Annotated in this window: 18 protein-coding genes; all 18 read left to right on the top strand. The window is 37.7% G+C overall.

What is annotated here, in order from left to right:
- Window positions 1–232: 232 nt before the first annotated feature.
- Window positions 233–952, top strand: coding sequence for a response regulator transcription factor (locus IGK03_RS10530; protein ID WP_430602294.1), 720 nt, complete (start codon window positions 233–235; stop codon window positions 950–952).
- A gap of 23 nt (window positions 953–975) precedes the next feature.
- Window positions 976–1,686, top strand: a complete 711-nt coding sequence (locus IGK03_RS10525; protein WP_010776039.1) for a hypothetical protein — start codon at window positions 976–978, stop codon at window positions 1,684–1,686.
- 16 nt (window positions 1,687–1,702) lie between these two features.
- Window positions 1,703–3,250, top strand: a complete 1,548-nt coding sequence (locus IGK03_RS10520) for a glucosaminidase domain-containing protein (RefSeq protein WP_002374218.1) — start codon at window positions 1,703–1,705, stop codon at window positions 3,248–3,250.
- Between the two features lie 218 nt (window positions 3,251–3,468).
- A complete protein-coding gene (locus IGK03_RS10515; protein WP_002367164.1) occupies window positions 3,469–3,879 on the top strand; it encodes a GtrA family protein in 411 nt (136 codons plus the stop codon).
- 77 nt (window positions 3,880–3,956) lie between these two features.
- Window positions 3,957–5,441 carry a nicotinate phosphoribosyltransferase gene (locus IGK03_RS10510; RefSeq protein WP_002374220.1) on the top strand — a complete coding sequence of 495 codons (1,485 nt, stop codon included), beginning with the start codon at window positions 3,957–3,959 and terminating at the stop codon, window positions 5,439–5,441.
- Between the two features lie 2 nt (window positions 5,442–5,443).
- Window positions 5,444–6,271, top strand: a complete 828-nt coding sequence (nadE, locus tag IGK03_RS10505) for an ammonia-dependent NAD(+) synthetase (RefSeq protein ID WP_002356540.1) — start codon at window positions 5,444–5,446, stop codon at window positions 6,269–6,271.
- 168 nt (window positions 6,272–6,439) lie between these two features.
- Window positions 6,440–8,269 carry a heavy metal translocating P-type ATPase gene (locus IGK03_RS10500; RefSeq protein ID WP_025191376.1) on the top strand — a complete coding sequence of 610 codons (1,830 nt, stop codon included), beginning with the start codon at window positions 6,440–6,442 and terminating at the stop codon, window positions 8,267–8,269.
- Between the two features lie 91 nt (window positions 8,270–8,360).
- On the top strand, window positions 8,361–8,645 hold the full coding sequence (locus tag IGK03_RS10495) for a (4Fe-4S)-binding protein (RefSeq protein ID WP_002356543.1): 285 nt from the start codon (window positions 8,361–8,363) through the stop codon (window positions 8,643–8,645).
- Window positions 8,635–8,910 carry a GNAT family N-acetyltransferase gene (locus IGK03_RS10490; RefSeq protein ID WP_002356545.1) on the top strand — a complete coding sequence of 92 codons (276 nt, stop codon included), beginning with the start codon at window positions 8,635–8,637 and terminating at the stop codon, window positions 8,908–8,910. The genes IGK03_RS10495 and IGK03_RS10490 overlap by 11 nt, the downstream gene beginning before the upstream one ends.
- A gap of 167 nt (window positions 8,911–9,077) precedes the next feature.
- Window positions 9,078–9,314: a preprotein translocase subunit SecG gene (gene secG / locus IGK03_RS10485; protein ID WP_002356546.1), complete on the top strand. Its 237-nt coding sequence runs from the start codon at window positions 9,078–9,080 to the stop codon at window positions 9,312–9,314.
- Between the two features lie 145 nt (window positions 9,315–9,459).
- A complete protein-coding gene (locus IGK03_RS10480) occupies window positions 9,460–10,233 on the top strand; it encodes an alpha/beta hydrolase (protein WP_002384145.1) in 774 nt (257 codons plus the stop codon).
- A complete protein-coding gene (gene rnr / locus IGK03_RS10475; protein ID WP_002356549.1) occupies window positions 10,233–12,602 on the top strand; it encodes a ribonuclease R in 2,370 nt (789 codons plus the stop codon). The genes IGK03_RS10480 and rnr overlap by 1 nt, the downstream gene beginning before the upstream one ends.
- 12 nt (window positions 12,603–12,614) lie before the next feature.
- Window positions 12,615–13,079 carry an SsrA-binding protein SmpB gene (gene smpB, locus IGK03_RS10470; protein ID WP_002356550.1) on the top strand — a complete coding sequence of 155 codons (465 nt, stop codon included), beginning with the start codon at window positions 12,615–12,617 and terminating at the stop codon, window positions 13,077–13,079.
- Window positions 13,080–13,381: 302 nt separating this feature from the next.
- On the top strand, window positions 13,382–14,101 hold the full coding sequence (atpB, locus tag IGK03_RS10465; RefSeq protein WP_002356551.1) for a F0F1 ATP synthase subunit A: 720 nt from the start codon (window positions 13,382–13,384) through the stop codon (window positions 14,099–14,101).
- 48 nt (window positions 14,102–14,149) lie between these two features.
- Window positions 14,150–14,371: an ATP synthase F0 subunit C gene (gene atpE, locus IGK03_RS10460; RefSeq protein ID WP_002356552.1), complete on the top strand. Its 222-nt coding sequence runs from the start codon at window positions 14,150–14,152 to the stop codon at window positions 14,369–14,371.
- 137 nt (window positions 14,372–14,508) lie between these two features.
- Window positions 14,509–15,039 carry a F0F1 ATP synthase subunit B gene (gene atpF / locus IGK03_RS10455; protein WP_002365031.1) on the top strand — a complete coding sequence of 177 codons (531 nt, stop codon included), beginning with the start codon at window positions 14,509–14,511 and terminating at the stop codon, window positions 15,037–15,039.
- On the top strand, window positions 15,026–15,568 hold the full coding sequence (atpH, locus tag IGK03_RS10450) for an ATP synthase F1 subunit delta (RefSeq protein WP_002356554.1): 543 nt from the start codon (window positions 15,026–15,028) through the stop codon (window positions 15,566–15,568). Before atpF ends, atpH begins: the two co-directional genes overlap by 14 nt.
- A gap of 28 nt (window positions 15,569–15,596) precedes the next feature.
- Window positions 15,597–17,153, top strand: coding sequence for a F0F1 ATP synthase subunit alpha (gene atpA / locus IGK03_RS10445; protein WP_002356555.1), 1,557 nt, complete (start codon window positions 15,597–15,599; stop codon window positions 17,151–17,153).
- The last annotated feature ends 4 nt before the right edge of the window (window positions 17,154–17,157 follow it).

Below are 17,157 nucleotides of genomic sequence, written 5' to 3'. Positions count from 1 at the left end.
TCTAAATAATATCTTTACTTGTAGTGTTTTCTCAAATATTTACTCATTTAACAAAAAAGATGATAATTTAAAGGCCTCGTTTTAGCTAGACAGCCTTGTTTTTATTCGATAAAATTTAGTAATAACAATCATTTTTTGAAAACTAGTAGTTGGTAATTTTTATTTATTAATAGAATATAAATAAAAATTATTATATTTTGAAGGGGAATATTAGGAAGATTGAGGTGGAAAAATGGAAAAATATACAATTGGTGTCGTTCCTTTGACAATTGAAACAAAAGAATACTGTCAAAATTGGTTTGTTAGTAATCAAGTAGAATGTCAGATCATCCAAGGAACAAATATACTTCTTCATTTGCACCATATTGATGGATTAGTGATTGAAGTTACTGACCACCAGCAAGTAAATACTTGTTGTGAGTTATTAATGACAATTCGCAAGCAGTCAGACTTGCCAATTTGGTTATTTTCTCGGACAGAAGCAATTAGTAAAGTCAATCGAATTATTTATTTACAATTAGGCGCAGATGGCGTTTTTGATCATTCTTATGATCGCCAAGAATGCGTGTTAAGCGTGAGTAATTTATTGCAACGTGTAAAAAGACGTTTTTATCCTAAATTAGTTAGTGCAAACGAGGAACATACAGTTACTAAGAATCTTTCTGAGAAATTGTATTTAATTGCGCCAAACTTAAGTGTTTGCTTGGGAAGTGGAGAAGAAATTCTTTTAACAAAATTGGAATTTTTCACAATAGAGTATTTATACAAACACGCAGGACAAACAATTACATATGAAGAACTCTACAAAAATGTCTGGAAAGATACTGCGAATGAACGAAAATATCGTGTCGCTAATGTGATTTTCCATTTGCGTAAAAAAATTGAACAAGATGTGAACAAACCACAATATATCAAAACAATTCGCTCAAAAGGCTATATGTTAACGGTGTAAAAGGTACGAAGGAGGAGAAACAAATGTGGCAATTTTTGACTAAAAACAATGAAGATGAGGAGTATGAGAAGATGCCGGATTTCGAAAATGAACAATCGGGGAAAGCACAACCAAAGGTAACAGAGGAAGCAATCTTTGATGACGAGGTCGTTTATGCAAAAGAGCAAGCCGCAAAAGTAAAACAGGTCCAGCAACAAGTGCCGACTGAACTGTCAGAAGAGTCATTTTCTTTTGCTGAAAAACTAGAAGAAGAAAATCAACTATATCAGCAATCCATAAAAAAACTAACGGAGCAATTATTAATGCAAACCAATGAAGTGGAAGCATTACAAAAACAAGTAGTCGAAAAAGATGTTCAACTTAAAGATGTTAAAGAAACGTTAAGTGATAAAGAAGCAACTATCACTTCTTTACAGAAACAATTGTCTGAAGCAAAGATACAACAGAAACAGACTAGCGAAGAGAACTTAGACACAGCCGTTACGCTTTCTCAAAAAGAAATTGGCGAAGTCTTATTAGAAGCCAAACGTCAAGCAAAAGAAACAATTGCCCAAGCTAACCAACAAGTTGCAACAGTTCATGAAGAGATGGAACAACGTTTAGCAACTTTAACACGCATGAAGCAAGTGGCAAGAGAGTACCAAGCTTATTGTGAACAAATGCTAACCATCAAGAATGAATCAACAGGAATGTACCAACAGATAGAGCAATTATTAGCAGAAATAAAGAGGTAAATGAAGGAGAAATGCGATGAAAAAAAGAAAGGCAAGATATTTGAAGTTGGTATGTCTTGGAGTCTTAGGGACTTATGCTGGCGCCAGTTACTACAATTCGGAACCATTAATCGCTCAAGAGGAGACCGAAACGAGTCACGAAAACCGACAGCTAGTGCTGGAAGAAAAAAGAGCGGACCAAGTCAATCAAGACCAAGGAACTCTTACTTCTTCAACGCTGAACGAAACAGTAATAAGTTCGTCTGAACAACAAGAAAGTTCAATACAAGATGACAGCAGTGACCATCAGGAAAATAATGTGGAACCTTCAGAATCTGAAAATAGTTTACCGCCACAAGAAAAGCCAATTGCTAGTACTAAACCAACCGAATCGTTACAAAATGAGCAACCAGTATCTGAAGAGCGTAAAGCGCTCACTGAGAAGTCACCTCATAATCAGGAACCACAAAATTCTACATTAACTGAAAAGACCAAAGAGCCGTTGGTACATTCAGAGATAGACAATAGTCAAGAAAAGGAAAAGCAAGCAGGAATTCAACAACAAGCCGAGGCAAATTTTGTTGTTCAAGAGAATGCTTCTACTTCTGAGTTTATTAGAAAAATCGGTGAAGAAGCACGAGTTATTGGTCAGCGGCATGATCTATACGCTTCTGTCATGATAGCTCAAGCTATTTTAGAGAGTGGCTCGGGTAATAGTGCGTTAGCGGCGCCGCCAAATTATAATTTGTTTGGCATTAAAGGCGCTTATCAAGGTCAAAGTGTCAGCTTTCCCACACAAGAAGATGATGGTAAAGGGAAGATGACCACCATTCATGCCGATTTTCGTCAGTATCCTTCCTATAAAGAGTCATTAACAGACTATAGTAAATTAATCATCAATGGGCTGGCGGGGAATCCGACGTTTTATCACGGCGTTTTGAAAGCAAACACGACGAATTATCAGCAGGCAACAAAATTTTTGACAGGTCGTTATGCAACGGATACATATTACGATAAAAAATTAAACGCGTTGATTGAAACCTATCAATTAACTGAATACGATCAAGAAAAGAAGAAACCAGTAGTGACTAATTTGGCAGAAGAAAAGAAACCTTCGTTTGATAAGGAAGCAGTCAAAGAACAGCTAAAAAAAGAAGCAGTCATCTATGAAGTAAGCAAAGGAGATTCTCTCGCCACCATTAGCCAGACGTTTGGTGTGTCAGCAACAGCCATTTTAAAACAAAATTCAAAGACTCAAGAAATGTTTTATATTGGCCAAAAAATCACGATTCCTCAGCATACAGCGGCGACTTCTCTAGAACCGAAAGAACAAGCGTTACTTCAATCACTAATAATCAGTAAATCGGTGACTAATGCTTTGGAAACAGCAGAGCAATCAAATGGTACAGCGAATGACTCAAAAACAGAGTCTACTGAGTATTATGAAGTAAAAAGAGGAGAGACACTCGCAAAAATTGCTAAAAAAACGGGCTATTCCTTAACCGCACTCAAGCAGGCAAATGACTTAACGTATTCTGTATTAACCGAAGGACAAACGATAGCACTTCCTAAGCTAAAGGACTAATGCTGATTTAACTTATTGGTTGATGGAGTCATATATTATTAGACGAAGAGAAGAGGAGAAGTTCATCCATGGATGAACTTCTCCTCTTCTCTTACTATGTTTTTCATAAATACCTTAATAAATAGTAAAATTAGCAAGAGAATTGTGTCTTTACACAAAATAGATAGGTTTTCTTGCCGAAGTTTGATAAAATGATTAGTTGAAAGGATGCGTGAAAATTGAAAGAATTATTTCGTAAATACCGAGAAGTACTGGCTTATTTATTTTTTGGTGGTGCAACGACGGTCGTCAACTTAGTTGTGTTTTTTGTTTGTCAAAACGTGTTAGGGCTGGATTACAAGATAAGTAACGCAATTAGTTGGTTTTTATCTGTTCTATTTGCCTTTTTCACGAATAAATATTGGGTATTCGCAAGTAAGCATGAAAGCATAGCTGGTTTTTTTAAAGAAATGGGCTTATTTTATTGGTACCGAATTTTATCTTTTGTGGCTGATATGGGTTTAATGATTCTCCTAATTGATGGTATTCATTTTTCATCGTTTTGGGCGAAAATGATTACACAAGTTGTAGTAGTGATTTTAAATTATTTCTTCAGTAAATTTTTCATTTTTAAAGAAAAAGAGGTCTAAGCAGATTTTAGGCTAAAAAAAATTTTTTTGTTATAATATAAACAAGTTTTTAATACAAAGAATAGAGGTAGAAAACGATGGACTATACATATGCAGATGATAGTTTGACATTGCATACAGATATGTATCAAATCAATATGATGCAAACATACTGGGAATTAGGGAGAGCAGATTTACATGCTGTTTTTGAATGTTACTTTAGAGAGATGCCCTTTAATCATGGCTACGCAATTTTTGCAGGTTTAGAACGTTTAGTCAATTATCTCGAAAATTTAACGTTCACAGAATCTGATATTGCATATCTCCGAGAAGTTGAAGAATATCCAGAAGATTTCTTGACGTATTTAGCAAATTTTGAATTTAAATGTACTGTACGCTCTGCTTTAGAAGGGGATTTGGTTTTTAATAACGAACCGTTAATTCAAATTGAAGGTCCTTTGGCACAATGTCAATTGGTAGAAACTGCCTTGCTAAATATGGTGAATTTCCAAACATTAATTGCGACAAAAGCGGCTCGAATTAAATCCGTGATTGGCGATGATCCTTTATTGGAATTTGGAACACGCCGAGCACAAGAATTAGACGCTGCCATTTGGGGCACAAGAGCCGCCTATATTGGTGGGGCGGACGCGACAAGTAATGTTCGTGCTGGTAAAATTTTTGGTATTCCGGTTAGTGGGACTCACGCCCATTCGTTGGTTCAGTCGTATGGAAATGATTATGAAGCATTCATGGCGTATGCCAAAACACATCGGGATTGTGTTTTCCTTGTTGATACGTATGATACTTTGAAAGCGGGAGTGCCAAGCGCAATTCGAGTAGCTCGAGAAATGGGGGATAAAATTAATTTCCTAGGGGTGCGGATTGATAGTGGCGATATGGCTTATATTTCTAAACGAGTTCGTGAACAACTGGACGAAGCTGGCTTTACTGAAGCAAAAATTTATGCATCGAACGATTTAGATGAAAATACGATTTTGAATCTAAAAATGCAAAAATCAAAAATTGATGTATGGGGCGTGGGTACCAAGCTGATTACGGCCTATGATCAACCGGCTTTAGGAGCGGTGTTTAAATTAGTTTCAATTGAAGGTGAAGATGGCCAAATGAAAGATACCATTAAACTATCTAGCAATGCTGAAAAAGTGACAACACCAGGAAAAAAACAAGTTTGGCGTATTACACGTAAATCTGATAAAAAGTCAGAAGGAGACTATGTGACACTTTGGAATGAAGATCCTCGCCAAGAAGAAGAAATTTATATGTTCCATCCCGTTCATACCTTTATTAATAAGTATGTCCGTGATTTTGAAGCACGGCCAGTACTCCAAGATATTTTCATTGAAGGAAAACGTGTGTATGAATTACCAACTTTAGATGAAATTAAACAATATGCAAAAGAAAATTTAGATTCACTTTGGGAAGAATACAAGCGGGATTTGAATCCGCAGAAATATCCAGTGGACCTTTCAACAGATTGTTGGAACCACAAAATGAATTTATTGGAAAAAGTGCGTAAAGACGTTAAACATTTAACGGAAACGGTGAATAAGGAGGCCTAGAAATGACAACACTTCAAGAAAAAATCATTCAAGAGTTAGGTGTTTTACCGACAATTGATCCAAAAGAAGAAGTTCGTAAAAGTATTGATTTTCTGAAAGCTTATTTAACTAAACATCCTTTTTTAAAAACCTTTGTCTTGGGAATTAGTGGCGGACAAGATTCAACATTAGCTGGGCGCTTAGCACAATTAGCGATGACTGAAATGCGCGAAGAAACAGGAGATATGTCGTATCAATTTATTGCGATTCGCCTTCCCTACGGTGAGCAAGCAGATGAAGCTGATGCACAAGCCGCGCTAGCCTTTATTCAGCCAGATGTTTCTTTACGAGTGGATATTAAACCAGCAGTGGATGCAATGGTTGGTTCGCTAGAAAACGCTGGCGTTCAAATTAGCGATTTTAATAAAGGGAACATGAAAGCACGTCAACGTATGATTACACAATATGCAGTAGCTGGCGAAAATGCTGGCGCAGTAATTGGCACAGACCACGCAGCCGAAAATGTGACAGCTTTCTTCACCAAATATGGCGATGGCGGAGCGGATATTTTACCGTTATTTCGTTTAAATAAGCGCCAAGGAAAAGCTTTGCTGAAAGAACTTGGGGCACCAGAAGCCTTGTATCTAAAAATACCAACAGCTGATCTAGAAGATGACAAACCGTTAGTTGCAGATGAAGTTGCCTTAGGTGTCACGTATGATGCCATTGATGACTATTTGGAAGGCAAAAAAGTCTCGGAAACAGATCAACAAACAATTGAAAACTGGTATAAAAAAGGACAACACAAACGGCATTTACCCATTACAATTTTTGATGATTTTTGGAAATAAAAACACAGACCATCGGCGAATGAACGATGGTCTGTGTTTTTTTTACATAACTACTTTTCAGAAAGTAAACGTTGCTACAGCAACTATCCTATGATAATGAAAGTCGTTTTCATTTAGGCGTTTTCACTTTCTTTTTCAAAACAGAAAAGGTACGCTCAATAATGTAAAGTGAATGATAGGAGAGAAAAAGAGATGAAGCATGTAACAAAATTGGGGATTACAATTATAACAGGAGTTTTGGCATTATTATTTGAATTTATTTTACATCAGCCGAATTGGGCGTATGGCATTATTTTAATAACAGGTTCTGTAATGGCGTTAATGATGTTCTGGGAAATGATTCAAACCTTACGTGAAGGAAAATATGGTGTCGATATTTTAGCGATTACCGCTATCGTTGCAACCTTAGCTGTGGGAGAATACTGGGCCAGTTTGATGATTTTAATTATGTTGACTGGTGGTGATTCATTAGAAGACTATGCCGCTGGAAAAGCTAACCAAGAGCTGAAGTCATTATTGGATAACTCGCCACAAAAAGCTCATCGCTTGAATGGCGAAAATTTAGAAGATGTTTCTGTTGAGGAAATCAATGTTGGCGATGAATTAGTAGTAAAACCAGGGGAACTAGTTCCAGTTGATGGCTTGGTAAAAACCGGGACATCAACAGTCGATGAATCTTCATTAACAGGAGAATCAAAACCAATTGAAAAAAATCCTGGTGATGAATTAATGTCGGGTTCCGTGAATGGTGATGGCTCTTTGAAAATGGTTGCTGAAAAAACTGTAGCCGACAGTCAATATCAAACGATTGTGAACTTAGTGAAAGAATCTGCGGCACGTCCAGCTCATTTTGTACGTTTAGCAGACCGCTATGCGGTACCTTTTACACTAGTTGCCTACTTAATTGCAGGTGTTGCTTGGTTTGTTTCAAAAAGTCCGACACGTTTTGCGGAAGTCTTAGTTGTTGCTTCGCCGTGTCCTTTAATTCTATCTGCCCCAATTGCTTTAGTGGCAGGGATGGGTCGTTCAAGTCGTCATGGGGTCGTTATTAAATCGGGAACGATGGTCGAAAAATTAGCTTCTGCAAAAACGATTGCGTTTGATAAAACAGGCACGATTACGCAAGGACAACTTTCTGTTGATCAAGTCCAACCAATCAATGCTGGAATAACTGCTGCTGAATTAGTGGGATTGGCAGCAAGCGTGGAACAAGAATCAAGTCATATTTTAGCTAGATCAATTGTTGCTTATGCCAGAAAGCAAGATGTCCCATTAAAAAATATTACAGATCTAGCGGAAGTTTCTGGTGCTGGCGTGAAGGCATTTGTGGATGGTGCTGAGATACGGGTAGGTAAAAAGAATTTTGTGACACAAGAGTCTCAAGCAACTGAAAAAATTGATAAAACGACTATTCATATTTCACGTAATGGCACATATTTAGGCCGAATTACTTTTACAGACACTGTACGCCCAGAAGCAAAAGAGACTATGGAAAAATTACACCAATTACATCTTCAACGAATTTTAATGCTGACGGGGGATCAAGAATCCGTCGCAGAAACGATTGCTGCAGAAGTAGGAATTACCGAAGTACATGGGGAATGTTTACCACAAGATAAATTAACTATTCTAAAAGAATTGCCCAAAGAAAACCATCCAGTCATCATGGTAGGAGATGGTGTAAATGATGCACCTTCGCTTGCTGCTGCAGACGTAGGTATTGCTATGGGCGCTCATGGAGCTACTGCGGCTAGTGAAACTGCTGACGTTGTTATTTTAAAAGATGACTTAAGTAAAGTCAGCCAAGCGGTCGAAATTGCCCAAGATACCATGAAAATTGCCAAACAATCTGTATTAATCGGAATTTTTATCTGCGTTTTACTAATGCTAATTGCTAGTACCGGGATCATTCCGGCGCTAATCGGGGCTATGCTACAAGAAGTCGTGGACACTGTGTCAATCTTATCTGCTTTGCGTGCTCGTCGAATTGGCAAGTAAGGTGGAACAATTAATTGCCTGAATGTCCAGCTTAGTGGTAAAATAAAGGTACGTTTTTAATATTAATAAGTTACAGGGGAGAGATTGTGCAATGAAAGGAAACCAAATAGATGGGCAACCAGTCACGGAAGAACAACTATTAAAAGAAGGCTACCGTAAATATACGGGGGAAGGAATTGATATCTTTTATAATAAAGATATTTGTGAACATATTGGTAATTGTGTTCGCGGAAATCCAGAAGTCTTTGAAGTTGGTCGGAAACCATGGATTATTCCAGATAACGGAAGTGTTGAAAATGACATGATTGTAGTTGATTCATGTCCAAGTGGCGCTCTAAAATATATTCGGAAAGCAGGGAACGAATATGCAAATTAAAGAAGAAAACAATCGTTTTGCTCTATATAACGATGAAAACCAAGAAATTGGTGAAATGACTTGGTCAGATGCTGGCGAAAGCATGATGATTATTGATCATACGTTTGTTGATCCAACTTATCGTGGACAAAAATTAGCTGAAAAACTTGTTTTAGCCGGTGTTGAAAAAGCGAGAAAAGAGCATAAAAAAATTATTCCGCTATGTCCATTTGCCAAAAAAGAATTTGATACTAAACCTGAATACGGAGACGTATTGAGAAAATAAAGAAGAAACTAGCAACAGCCGCAAGTAGAAATCTGATTCCTACTTGCGGCTGTTGCTATTAGAGACAAATAGGGAAAGACATTAAATTTCACTGGTGTTTACAGATAAAATATGCTACATTAAAGTAGATGAATTTCGCATATTTGTATAAAAAGGAGAATTAACGCATGTATAATCTAATCTTAACGTTGGTCATCATCTTATCTGTTTTAATCGTCATTACTGTTATGATGCAACCAAGCAAACAAAACAGTGCAGCAAGTGCCTTCACTGGCGGTGCAGATAAATTATTTGGGAAGCAAAAAGCGCGCGGTTTTGAAGCTGTTATGCAACGCTCAACAGCAGTTCTTGGCGCAATTTGGATGATTTTATTATTTGTTTTGGCGTTCTTATCTTCAAAATAAGTACGTAATCTTTTAAAATGACAAGTTTAGAACAGAGAGATGAGTGCGGACACTTATTTTTCTGTTCTTTTTCTTTCTGAAAAAGTCTTTGAAACTTATCATTTCGGAAGGTTTTCTTTTGAGAATATGATAGAATGAAGCTGAGGTGAGCGAAGTGGCAAAAAAAATCAATTTACCGAAGCCGTTATTTTCAGAAAAAGGAAAACGGGCGGTCCTTTTATTACACGCTTATTCTGGCAGCAGTAATGATGTACGGATGTTAAGCAGACGTTTAGAAAAAGAAAATTATACTGTCTATTCGCCTAATTTTTCAGGACATGGCACGCTAGTTCCTGAAGATATTTTAGATCAAACAACGGAACAATGGTGGCAAGATACACAAGAAGCAGTCGCTTTTTTGAGAGAAAGAGGTTACCAAGAAATTGCTATTTTTGGTTTATCAATGGGCGGGATTTTCAGTATGCATGCATTAACGGAACAATTAACAGGATTAATTGGTGGTGGATTTTTCTGTTCACCGATCTACCCTGTCGAAAATAAAGTCCCAGAAAATTTTGTATTATACGCAGAAAATGTGATGAAAATCGCAGAAGTTCCTGCAGAGGAACAACAAAGCCGGTTGCAATCGATTGAGCAACGAGTCAAACAACAATTAGGAGCGATTGAAACGATTGCTAGTCAGACGGCTGACAAACTAAACAAAATCCACGCACCTCTTTTCTTAGCGCAAGCTGGCAAAGATGAAATGATTGAGCCAATGGGCGTCTATCAAACGGCCCAAGCGCTAACACAAGCACGTGTGACCTTACAATGGTACCCAAACAGCGGACATGTCATTACGGTGAGTGGAGAACACAAACAATTAGAGCAAGATGTGGTGCAATTTTTAGCAACACTACCTTGGAATGAGGAGAAATAATGACAAAACAAACAATTAAAGAGCAAATTTTACATTTCATGGAAAGCCAAAAAAAGAAAAGCTTTTCAATGGAAGAAATTGCACAAGGCTTGAATTTAGAAAAAAGTTCAGATTTTAAAATTTTAGTGCAAACCATTGCACAAATGGAACGAGAAAAGTCAGTTAGTTTCAACAAAAAAGGCAAAGTCCTGTTACCAATGAAAGACTTATTAATAGAAGGAACGTTTCGTGCAAATGAACGAGGCTTTGGTTTTGTAACCATCGATCCTGAAGAACCAGATGTTTACATTCCGAAAGAGGCAACGAACTTTGCAATGGATGGGGACACGGTTTTAATCGACGTGATCCAACATGCGGATCCTTTTTCAGATCGCGGCGCAGAAGGTAAAGTCAAAGAAATTAAAGAGCGAGCAGTGAGCCAAGTTGTCGGAGAATTTGTGGCATATAGTGAAGAAGAAATGGCAGAAATGGGACTGTATGGCTACATGATTCCCAAAGATAAGAAATTGAATCAGTATACTGTATCAATTGCACCTGAAGGGATTAAGCCAGTAGATGGTAGCATTGTCATTGCTGAAATTACCTATTATCCAGATCAAGAATATCCAACAAGTATGGAAGGACTAGTCAAACAAGTGATTGGTCATAAAAATGATCCAGGAATGGATATTTTATCAATCGTGGTGGCTCATGGAATTCCCACAGCATTTCCTGATGAAGTTTTGGCTGAAGCGGACCAAGTACCAGAAACTATTGCAGAAAGCGATTTAGTCGGTCGTCGGGATTTACGTGATCAGTTGATTGTGACGATTGATGGAGAAGATGCGAAAGATTTAGATGATGCAGTAACGGTACAAAAGTTAGCAAATGGTAATTTCTTTTTAGGGGTGCATATTGCAGATGTTTCTTATTATGTAACTGAAGGAAGCCAATTGGATATGGAAGCGTATGAACGTGGCACAAGTGTCTATTTGACAGACCGAGTTGTGCCAATGATTCCGCAGCGATTATCAAATGGGATTTGTTCGCTAAACCCACATGTTCCACGTTTAACCATGAGTTGTGAGATGGAAATTACACCAGAAGGAGAAGTTATTTCGCATGAAATTTTCCAAAGTGTAATCCAAACAACGGAGCGAATGACCTATACAGCAGTCAATGAAATTTTAGAAGAGCAAAAACCTGAAACGTTAGAACGCTACAAAGAGCTAGTTCCCATGTTTAAAGAGATGGGCGAGCTGCACCATATATTAGAAGAGATGCGTATGCGCCGTGGTGCGATTTCTTTTGAAGATCGTGAAGCCAAAGTCCTAGTTGATGAAAATGGTCATCCCCAAGATATTCTTTTACGCACGCGTGGCGTGGGTGAACGATTAATTGAATCCTTTATGTTGGCAGCGAATGAAACTGTGGCACGTCATTATCATGACTTAAAACTGCCATTTATTTATCGGATTCATGAACAACCAAAAGAAGAAAAAATGCAACGTTTCTTTGACTTTGCTGCAGTACTTGGCATTCTTGTTAAAGGAACAAAAGAAAACATTTCACCAAAAGATTTACAAAAAGTTTTAGAGCAAGTTGAAAATAAGCCGGAAGAAGTGGTTATCAATACGATGTTGCTAAGAAGTATGCAACAAGCGAAATACTCAGAAGACAACTACGGACACTATGGGTTGGCTGCTGAATATTATACGCATTTTACTTCACCAATACGTCGTTATCCAGATTTAATTGTGCATCGTTTGATTCGCAGCTATAGCCAAGATCAATCTGAAAAAAATCAAGAAAAATGGAACGAAGCATTACCAGAAATTGCCAATCATAGTTCAAGTATGGAACGTCGCGCAGTTGATGCAGAGCGTGAAGTGGACGCCATGAAGAAAGCCGAATTTATGGTAGATAAAGTGGGAGAAACGTATGACGGGATTATCAGCTCAGTCACAAAATTTGGTATCTTTGTGGAACTGCCTAATACAATAGAAGGCTTAATTCACGTGAACAACTTAAAACAAGATTATTTCCACTTTATTGAAAATCATATGGCGTTAGTTGGTGAACGGACGGGAATGACTTTGAAAATTGGTCAGAAAGTTCAAATCCGTGTTGAAAAAGCTGATCCAGAAACAAGAGAAGTTGATTTTGAATTGATTTCAGCTGAGGAAGTCGCGCCAGTCGAAGGACCAAAAGGACGTAAAAAAGGTAAAGCCAATTCTTCAACTCGGTCAAATAATCAACGAAGAAATAAAAAAGATGAATCATTTGATGGTAAGAAAAAGAAAAATAAGAAAAAAGGCAAAGGCAAAAAACAACCTTTTTATAAAGAAGCAATGAAACAAAAAAATAAAAAAGGGAAAAAGAAGAAGTAGAGGAGGTCGCTTATGCCAAAAGGGGAAGGAAAATTAATCGCACAAAACCGCAAAGCTAGACATGATTATTCAATTATCGATACGGTTGAAGCTGGGCTTGTTTTACAAGGAACAGAAATCAAATCTATTCGAAATGGTCGTATCAATTTAAAAGATGGTTTTGCACGAATTCGAAACGGAGAAGCCTTTTTGTATAATGTTCATATTAGTCCATATGAACAGGGCAATATTTTTAATCATGACCCATTACGTACCAGAAAATTATTATTACACAAAAAACAAATTAATAAGTTAATCGGCGAAACCAAAAATACAGGTATCACATTAGTACCTTTGAAGGTCTATATTAAAGACGGCTATGCCAAAGTTTTGATTGGTTTAGCTAAAGGGAAAAAGCAGTACGACAAGCGTGAAGACTTGAAACGTAAGGAAGTTGACCGACAAATCAGCCGAACATTAAAAAATAACCGACGTTAAAAATGTAAATTTATTCTTTTTCGCATATTTGCTTGCCTTTCTTCGGATTAGGTGTAAAATCTGGTAAGTGTTGAGTAAATGAATGTAAATGATTCATTTTTTAATCGCTTCGGAAAGCAGTACCACCCTGCATTAGATTGGTTTATGGAAAAGGTTTTCCAACCAATTTTCAACACATGAAATTTTAAAAGTAAACTATTTGTAAATTATCAACAAGTGGTGGTACGATAGCTTTGCCAGGGATTATCACTCAGGAGTAGGATGAAACTTCTGAAAGATTGTTGGAAAAGAGGTGAATTGATTTGGAAGAGAAGAAATTACTCTTCAATATCGGACCAATTTGGTTTGATGGAACCATTGTTTTGATGGTGCTGTTGACGTGTATCATTGTTTTCGCCTTTGTCTATGCTTGTACGAGAAATATGAAGCTACGACCTAAAGGCAAACAAACGGTCATCGAATGGTTAGTAGATTTTATTCGTGGAATCATTACAGACAATTTACCTCGTAAAGAAGTGAGCAATTTTCATTTAATGGCGTTTACCCTTTTCATGTTTGTGCTTGTTTCAAACATCTTGGGTCTCGTTACAAAAATCGTTGTGGGCGACGATCTCAGCGTTTGGAAAAGTCCAACCGCCGATCCAATCGTAACCTTAACGTTAGCGATGATGATGATTGTCTTAACACACTTCTTTGGTATGAAACGCTTTGGTTTTAAAGGCTATCTAGTTAATAGTTATTTAAGACCCGTTGGTTTCTTACTACCGGTAAAATTAATGGAAGAATTCACGAATCTATTAACATTAGGCTTGCGTTTGTACGGAAACATTTTTGCCGGCGAAGTTCTATTGGGCTTAATTGCTGGAACCGTAGCAAGCGTCGGATTATGGGTTATCCCACTAGCGATTCCGCTAGAAATGATTTGGGTAGCATTCTCAATCTTTATTGGATGTATCCAAGCGTTTATCTTTGTGACACTTTCAATGGTTTATATGTCACACAAAATTGAAACAGAAGAATAATCAAGAAATACGAAGGACAAAAATTATCTTTTAGGAGGATTTTACACAATGGAAGGATTAAATTTTATCGCAGCAGCAATTGCAATTTTCGGTTCAGCTATCGGAGCCGCTATCGGTAACGGACAAGTTATTTCAAAAACAATCGAGTCAATGACTCGTCAACCAGAAATGTCTGGTCAATTAAGAACAACAATGTTTATCGGGGTCGCTTTAATTGAAGCTGTGCCAATTTTAGGTGTCGTTGTTTCTTTATTACTTTTATTCAGATAAGCAATAAAATGGAGGCAGGACGCTGATTATTATCGGGACCGTCACTGCTTTCTTCTATCTTTAGCCTTTTCAATAGCTGGTGATAAAGCAGTTGAAGAAGCTAAATCGATTTTTGCAGGAAAGGAAGTTGAGACTTCATGCTACTTACTACATTGGTAGTCGGTGAAACGGCTCCTAGTACCACACTAGGCACGATGATTGTTGTCAGTGGTGCATTTTTAATCTTGATGCTCTTATTAAAGAAATATGCATGGGGAGCAATCGTAGATATTTTGACACAACGTGAAGAAAAAATTGCCAACGATTTAGACTCTGCAGAACAATCTCGCGTAGCAGCAGCGAAAATGGAAAAAGAACGTCAACAACAATTACTTTCTTCCAGATCAGAAGCAGCTGAAATTATTAAAAACGCGAAAGAAAGTGGAGAACAGACTCGCCAAAAAACATTAAAAGAAACAACTGCGGAAGTTACTCGCCTACGCGAAAAAGCTCGGACAGATATTTCTCAAGAACGTGAAGAAGCATTGTCTTCAGTAAAAAATGAAGTGGCAGATCTTTCTCTTCAAATTGCAGCCAAAATTTTAAATAAAGAATTAACACCAGATGCACATGAAGCATTGATTGATTCTTATATTGAAAGTTTAGGTAAAGCAAATGAAACTAGATAAATATACAGTTGGTAAACGCTACGGCAAGGCTTTGTTTGAGTTGGCAGTTGAAAAGAACCAAGCTGAAGCAATTTATCAAGAATTATTGACGCTTCGCGAAGTCTATCACCAAGTACCTGGTATTGGCGATATTTTAAGTGATGATCGCTTAGAACCTTATGAAAAAGACAGCATCATGGAAAAACTAGTAACAGGTTTTAGTGAAATGATGCAAAACTTTTTGCGAGTGGTTTACGAATATCGTCGCATGTATGATCTGCTCTTGATGATTGATGAATATGAACGACGTTATGATGAGCACCAAGGACTAATTTTGGGTTCAGTGACAACAGCCATTCCTTTATCAAAAGAACAACATCAAGCAATGGAAGAAAAAGCTGCCCAATTATTAGGGTATGAACAAGCGCATTTAGTCAATTTAATTGACCCGTCAATTGTTGGCGGAGTGGTTATTGAAGCAAACCATCAAGTAATCGATGGCAGCATCCGCAAACAATTAGAACATATGCAGCAGAAGTTATTAAAATAATCTTTAGGACTACAAAGAGGTGAATTGAATGGCTATCAAAGCAGAAGAAATCAGTGCCTTGATTAAAGAACAAATCGAAAACTATCAACAACAGCTTGCTGTTGAAGAAGTTGGAACAGTCACTTACGTCGGTGACGGAATTGCCCGCGCCCACGGTTTAGAAAATGCCATGAGTGGAGAACTTGTTGAGTTTTCAAACGGTTCATACGGAATGGCACAAAACTTAGAAACAAATGATGTAGGGATTATTATCCTTGGCGATTTTGAAACCATTCGTGAAGGAGATAAAGTACAACGCACAGGCAAAATCATGGAAGTACCCGTTGGGGAAGCTTTGATTGGCCGTGTTGTTAATCCATTAGGTCAACCATTAGATGGTTTAGGCGAAATTAAAACAGACAAAACACGTCCTGTGGAAGCAACAGCTCCCGGTGTTATGCAACGTCAATCTGTTGCTGAACCAATGCAAACTGGCTTAAAAGCCATTGATGCCCTCGTACCAATTGGTCGTGGACAACGGGAATTGGTTATTGGAGACCGTAAAACAGGGAAAACATCCATTGCAATTGATACAATTATTAACCAAAAAGGACAAGATGTAATTTGTATTTATGTAGCGATTGGTCAAAAAGAATCTACTGTTCGTAACCAAGTAGAAACACTTCGTAAATTTGGTGCCTTAGATTATACAATCGTTGTGACTGCAGGGGCTTCACAACCAGCACCATTACTTTACATTGCACCATATGCAGGAACTGCAATGGGTGAAGAATTCATGTATAACGGCAAACATGTCTTAATTATTTTTGATGACTTATCAAAACAAGCCGTGGCTTATCGTGAACTTTCTCTACTATTACGCCGTCCACCAGGTCGTGAAGCTTATCCAGGGGATGTCTTCTATTTACACTCACGTTTATTAGAACGTGCAGCTAAATTAAGTGATGAATTAGGTGGCGGTTCAATGACAGCCTTACCATTCGTTGAAACACAAGCAGGCGATATTTCTGCTTATATTCCAACAAACGTTATTTCAATCACTGATGGACAAATTTTCTTAGAAAGCGACCTGTTCTATGCAGGCACTCGTCCAGCCGTTGATGCTGGGTTATCTGTTTCTCGGGTCGGAGGATCAGCGCAAATCAAAGCAATGAAAAAAGTTGCCGGAACGCTTCGTTTAGACTTAGCTAGTTACCGTGAGTTAGAAGCCTTTACACAATTTGGCTCTGATTTAGATGCGGCAACACAAGCTAAATTAAACCGTGGTCGTCGTACGGTAGAAATTTTAAAACAAAAACTACATGCGCCACTGCCTGTAGAAAAACAAGTCTTAATTTTATATGCGTTAACACACGGCTTTTTAGATAGCGTGAGCGTAGATAAAATTTTACACTTTGAACAAGATTTATTCGATTATTTTGATGGCAAACATGCAGACTTATTGGAAACCATTCGTACAACGAAAGACTTACCAGATACTGATGCATTAGATGCAGCGATTACAGAGTTTTCTGAAATGTTTGCAGCGGCAAACAACAGCGGAGATTCAGCCAAAGAAGCTTTAGAAAAAATCGATAACGCATAAGAGA

Origin of the sequence: Enterococcus sp. DIV2453a (assembly GCF_050533535.1) — a bacterium.
In the GTDB taxonomy this organism is placed as follows: Bacteria; Bacillota; Bacilli; order Lactobacillales; family Enterococcaceae; genus Enterococcus; species Enterococcus faecalis.
The sequence above is the reverse complement of the archived record's forward strand: the minus strand, read 5'-3'. Positions and strand labels throughout refer to the sequence as shown.

Excerpts from the sequence above, each read along its gene's own strand:
- smpB (WP_002356550.1), top strand. The coding sequence starts at position 12,615 with ATGCCAAAAGGGGAAGGAAAATTAATCGCACAAAACCGCAAAGCTAGA.
- nadE (WP_002356540.1), top strand. The coding sequence starts at position 5,444 with ATGACAACACTTCAAGAAAAAATCATTCAAGAGTTAGGTGTTTTACCG.
- atpH (WP_002356554.1), top strand. The coding sequence starts at position 15,026 with ATGAAACTAGATAAATATACAGTTGGTAAACGCTACGGCAAGGCTTTG.
- atpE (WP_002356552.1), top strand. The coding sequence starts at position 14,150 with ATGGAAGGATTAAATTTTATCGCAGCAGCAATTGCAATTTTCGGTTCA.
- atpF (WP_002365031.1), top strand. The coding sequence starts at position 14,509 with ATGCTACTTACTACATTGGTAGTCGGTGAAACGGCTCCTAGTACCACA.
- secG (WP_002356546.1), top strand. The coding sequence starts at position 9,078 with ATGTATAATCTAATCTTAACGTTGGTCATCATCTTATCTGTTTTAATC.
- IGK03_RS10525 (WP_010776039.1), top strand. The coding sequence starts at position 976 with ATGTGGCAATTTTTGACTAAAAACAATGAAGATGAGGAGTATGAGAAG.
- IGK03_RS10520 (WP_002374218.1), top strand. The coding sequence starts at position 1,703 with ATGAAAAAAAGAAAGGCAAGATATTTGAAGTTGGTATGTCTTGGAGTC.
- IGK03_RS10490 (WP_002356545.1), top strand. The coding sequence starts at position 8,635 with ATGCAAATTAAAGAAGAAAACAATCGTTTTGCTCTATATAACGATGAA.
- rnr (WP_002356549.1), top strand. The coding sequence starts at position 10,233 with ATGACAAAACAAACAATTAAAGAGCAAATTTTACATTTCATGGAAAGC.
- IGK03_RS10510 (WP_002374220.1), top strand. The coding sequence starts at position 3,957 with ATGGACTATACATATGCAGATGATAGTTTGACATTGCATACAGATATG.
- atpA (WP_002356555.1), top strand. The coding sequence starts at position 15,597 with ATGGCTATCAAAGCAGAAGAAATCAGTGCCTTGATTAAAGAACAAATC.
- IGK03_RS10495 (WP_002356543.1), top strand. The coding sequence starts at position 8,361 with ATGAAAGGAAACCAAATAGATGGGCAACCAGTCACGGAAGAACAACTA.
- IGK03_RS10530 (WP_430602294.1), top strand. The coding sequence starts at position 233 with ATGGAAAAATATACAATTGGTGTCGTTCCTTTGACAATTGAAACAAAA.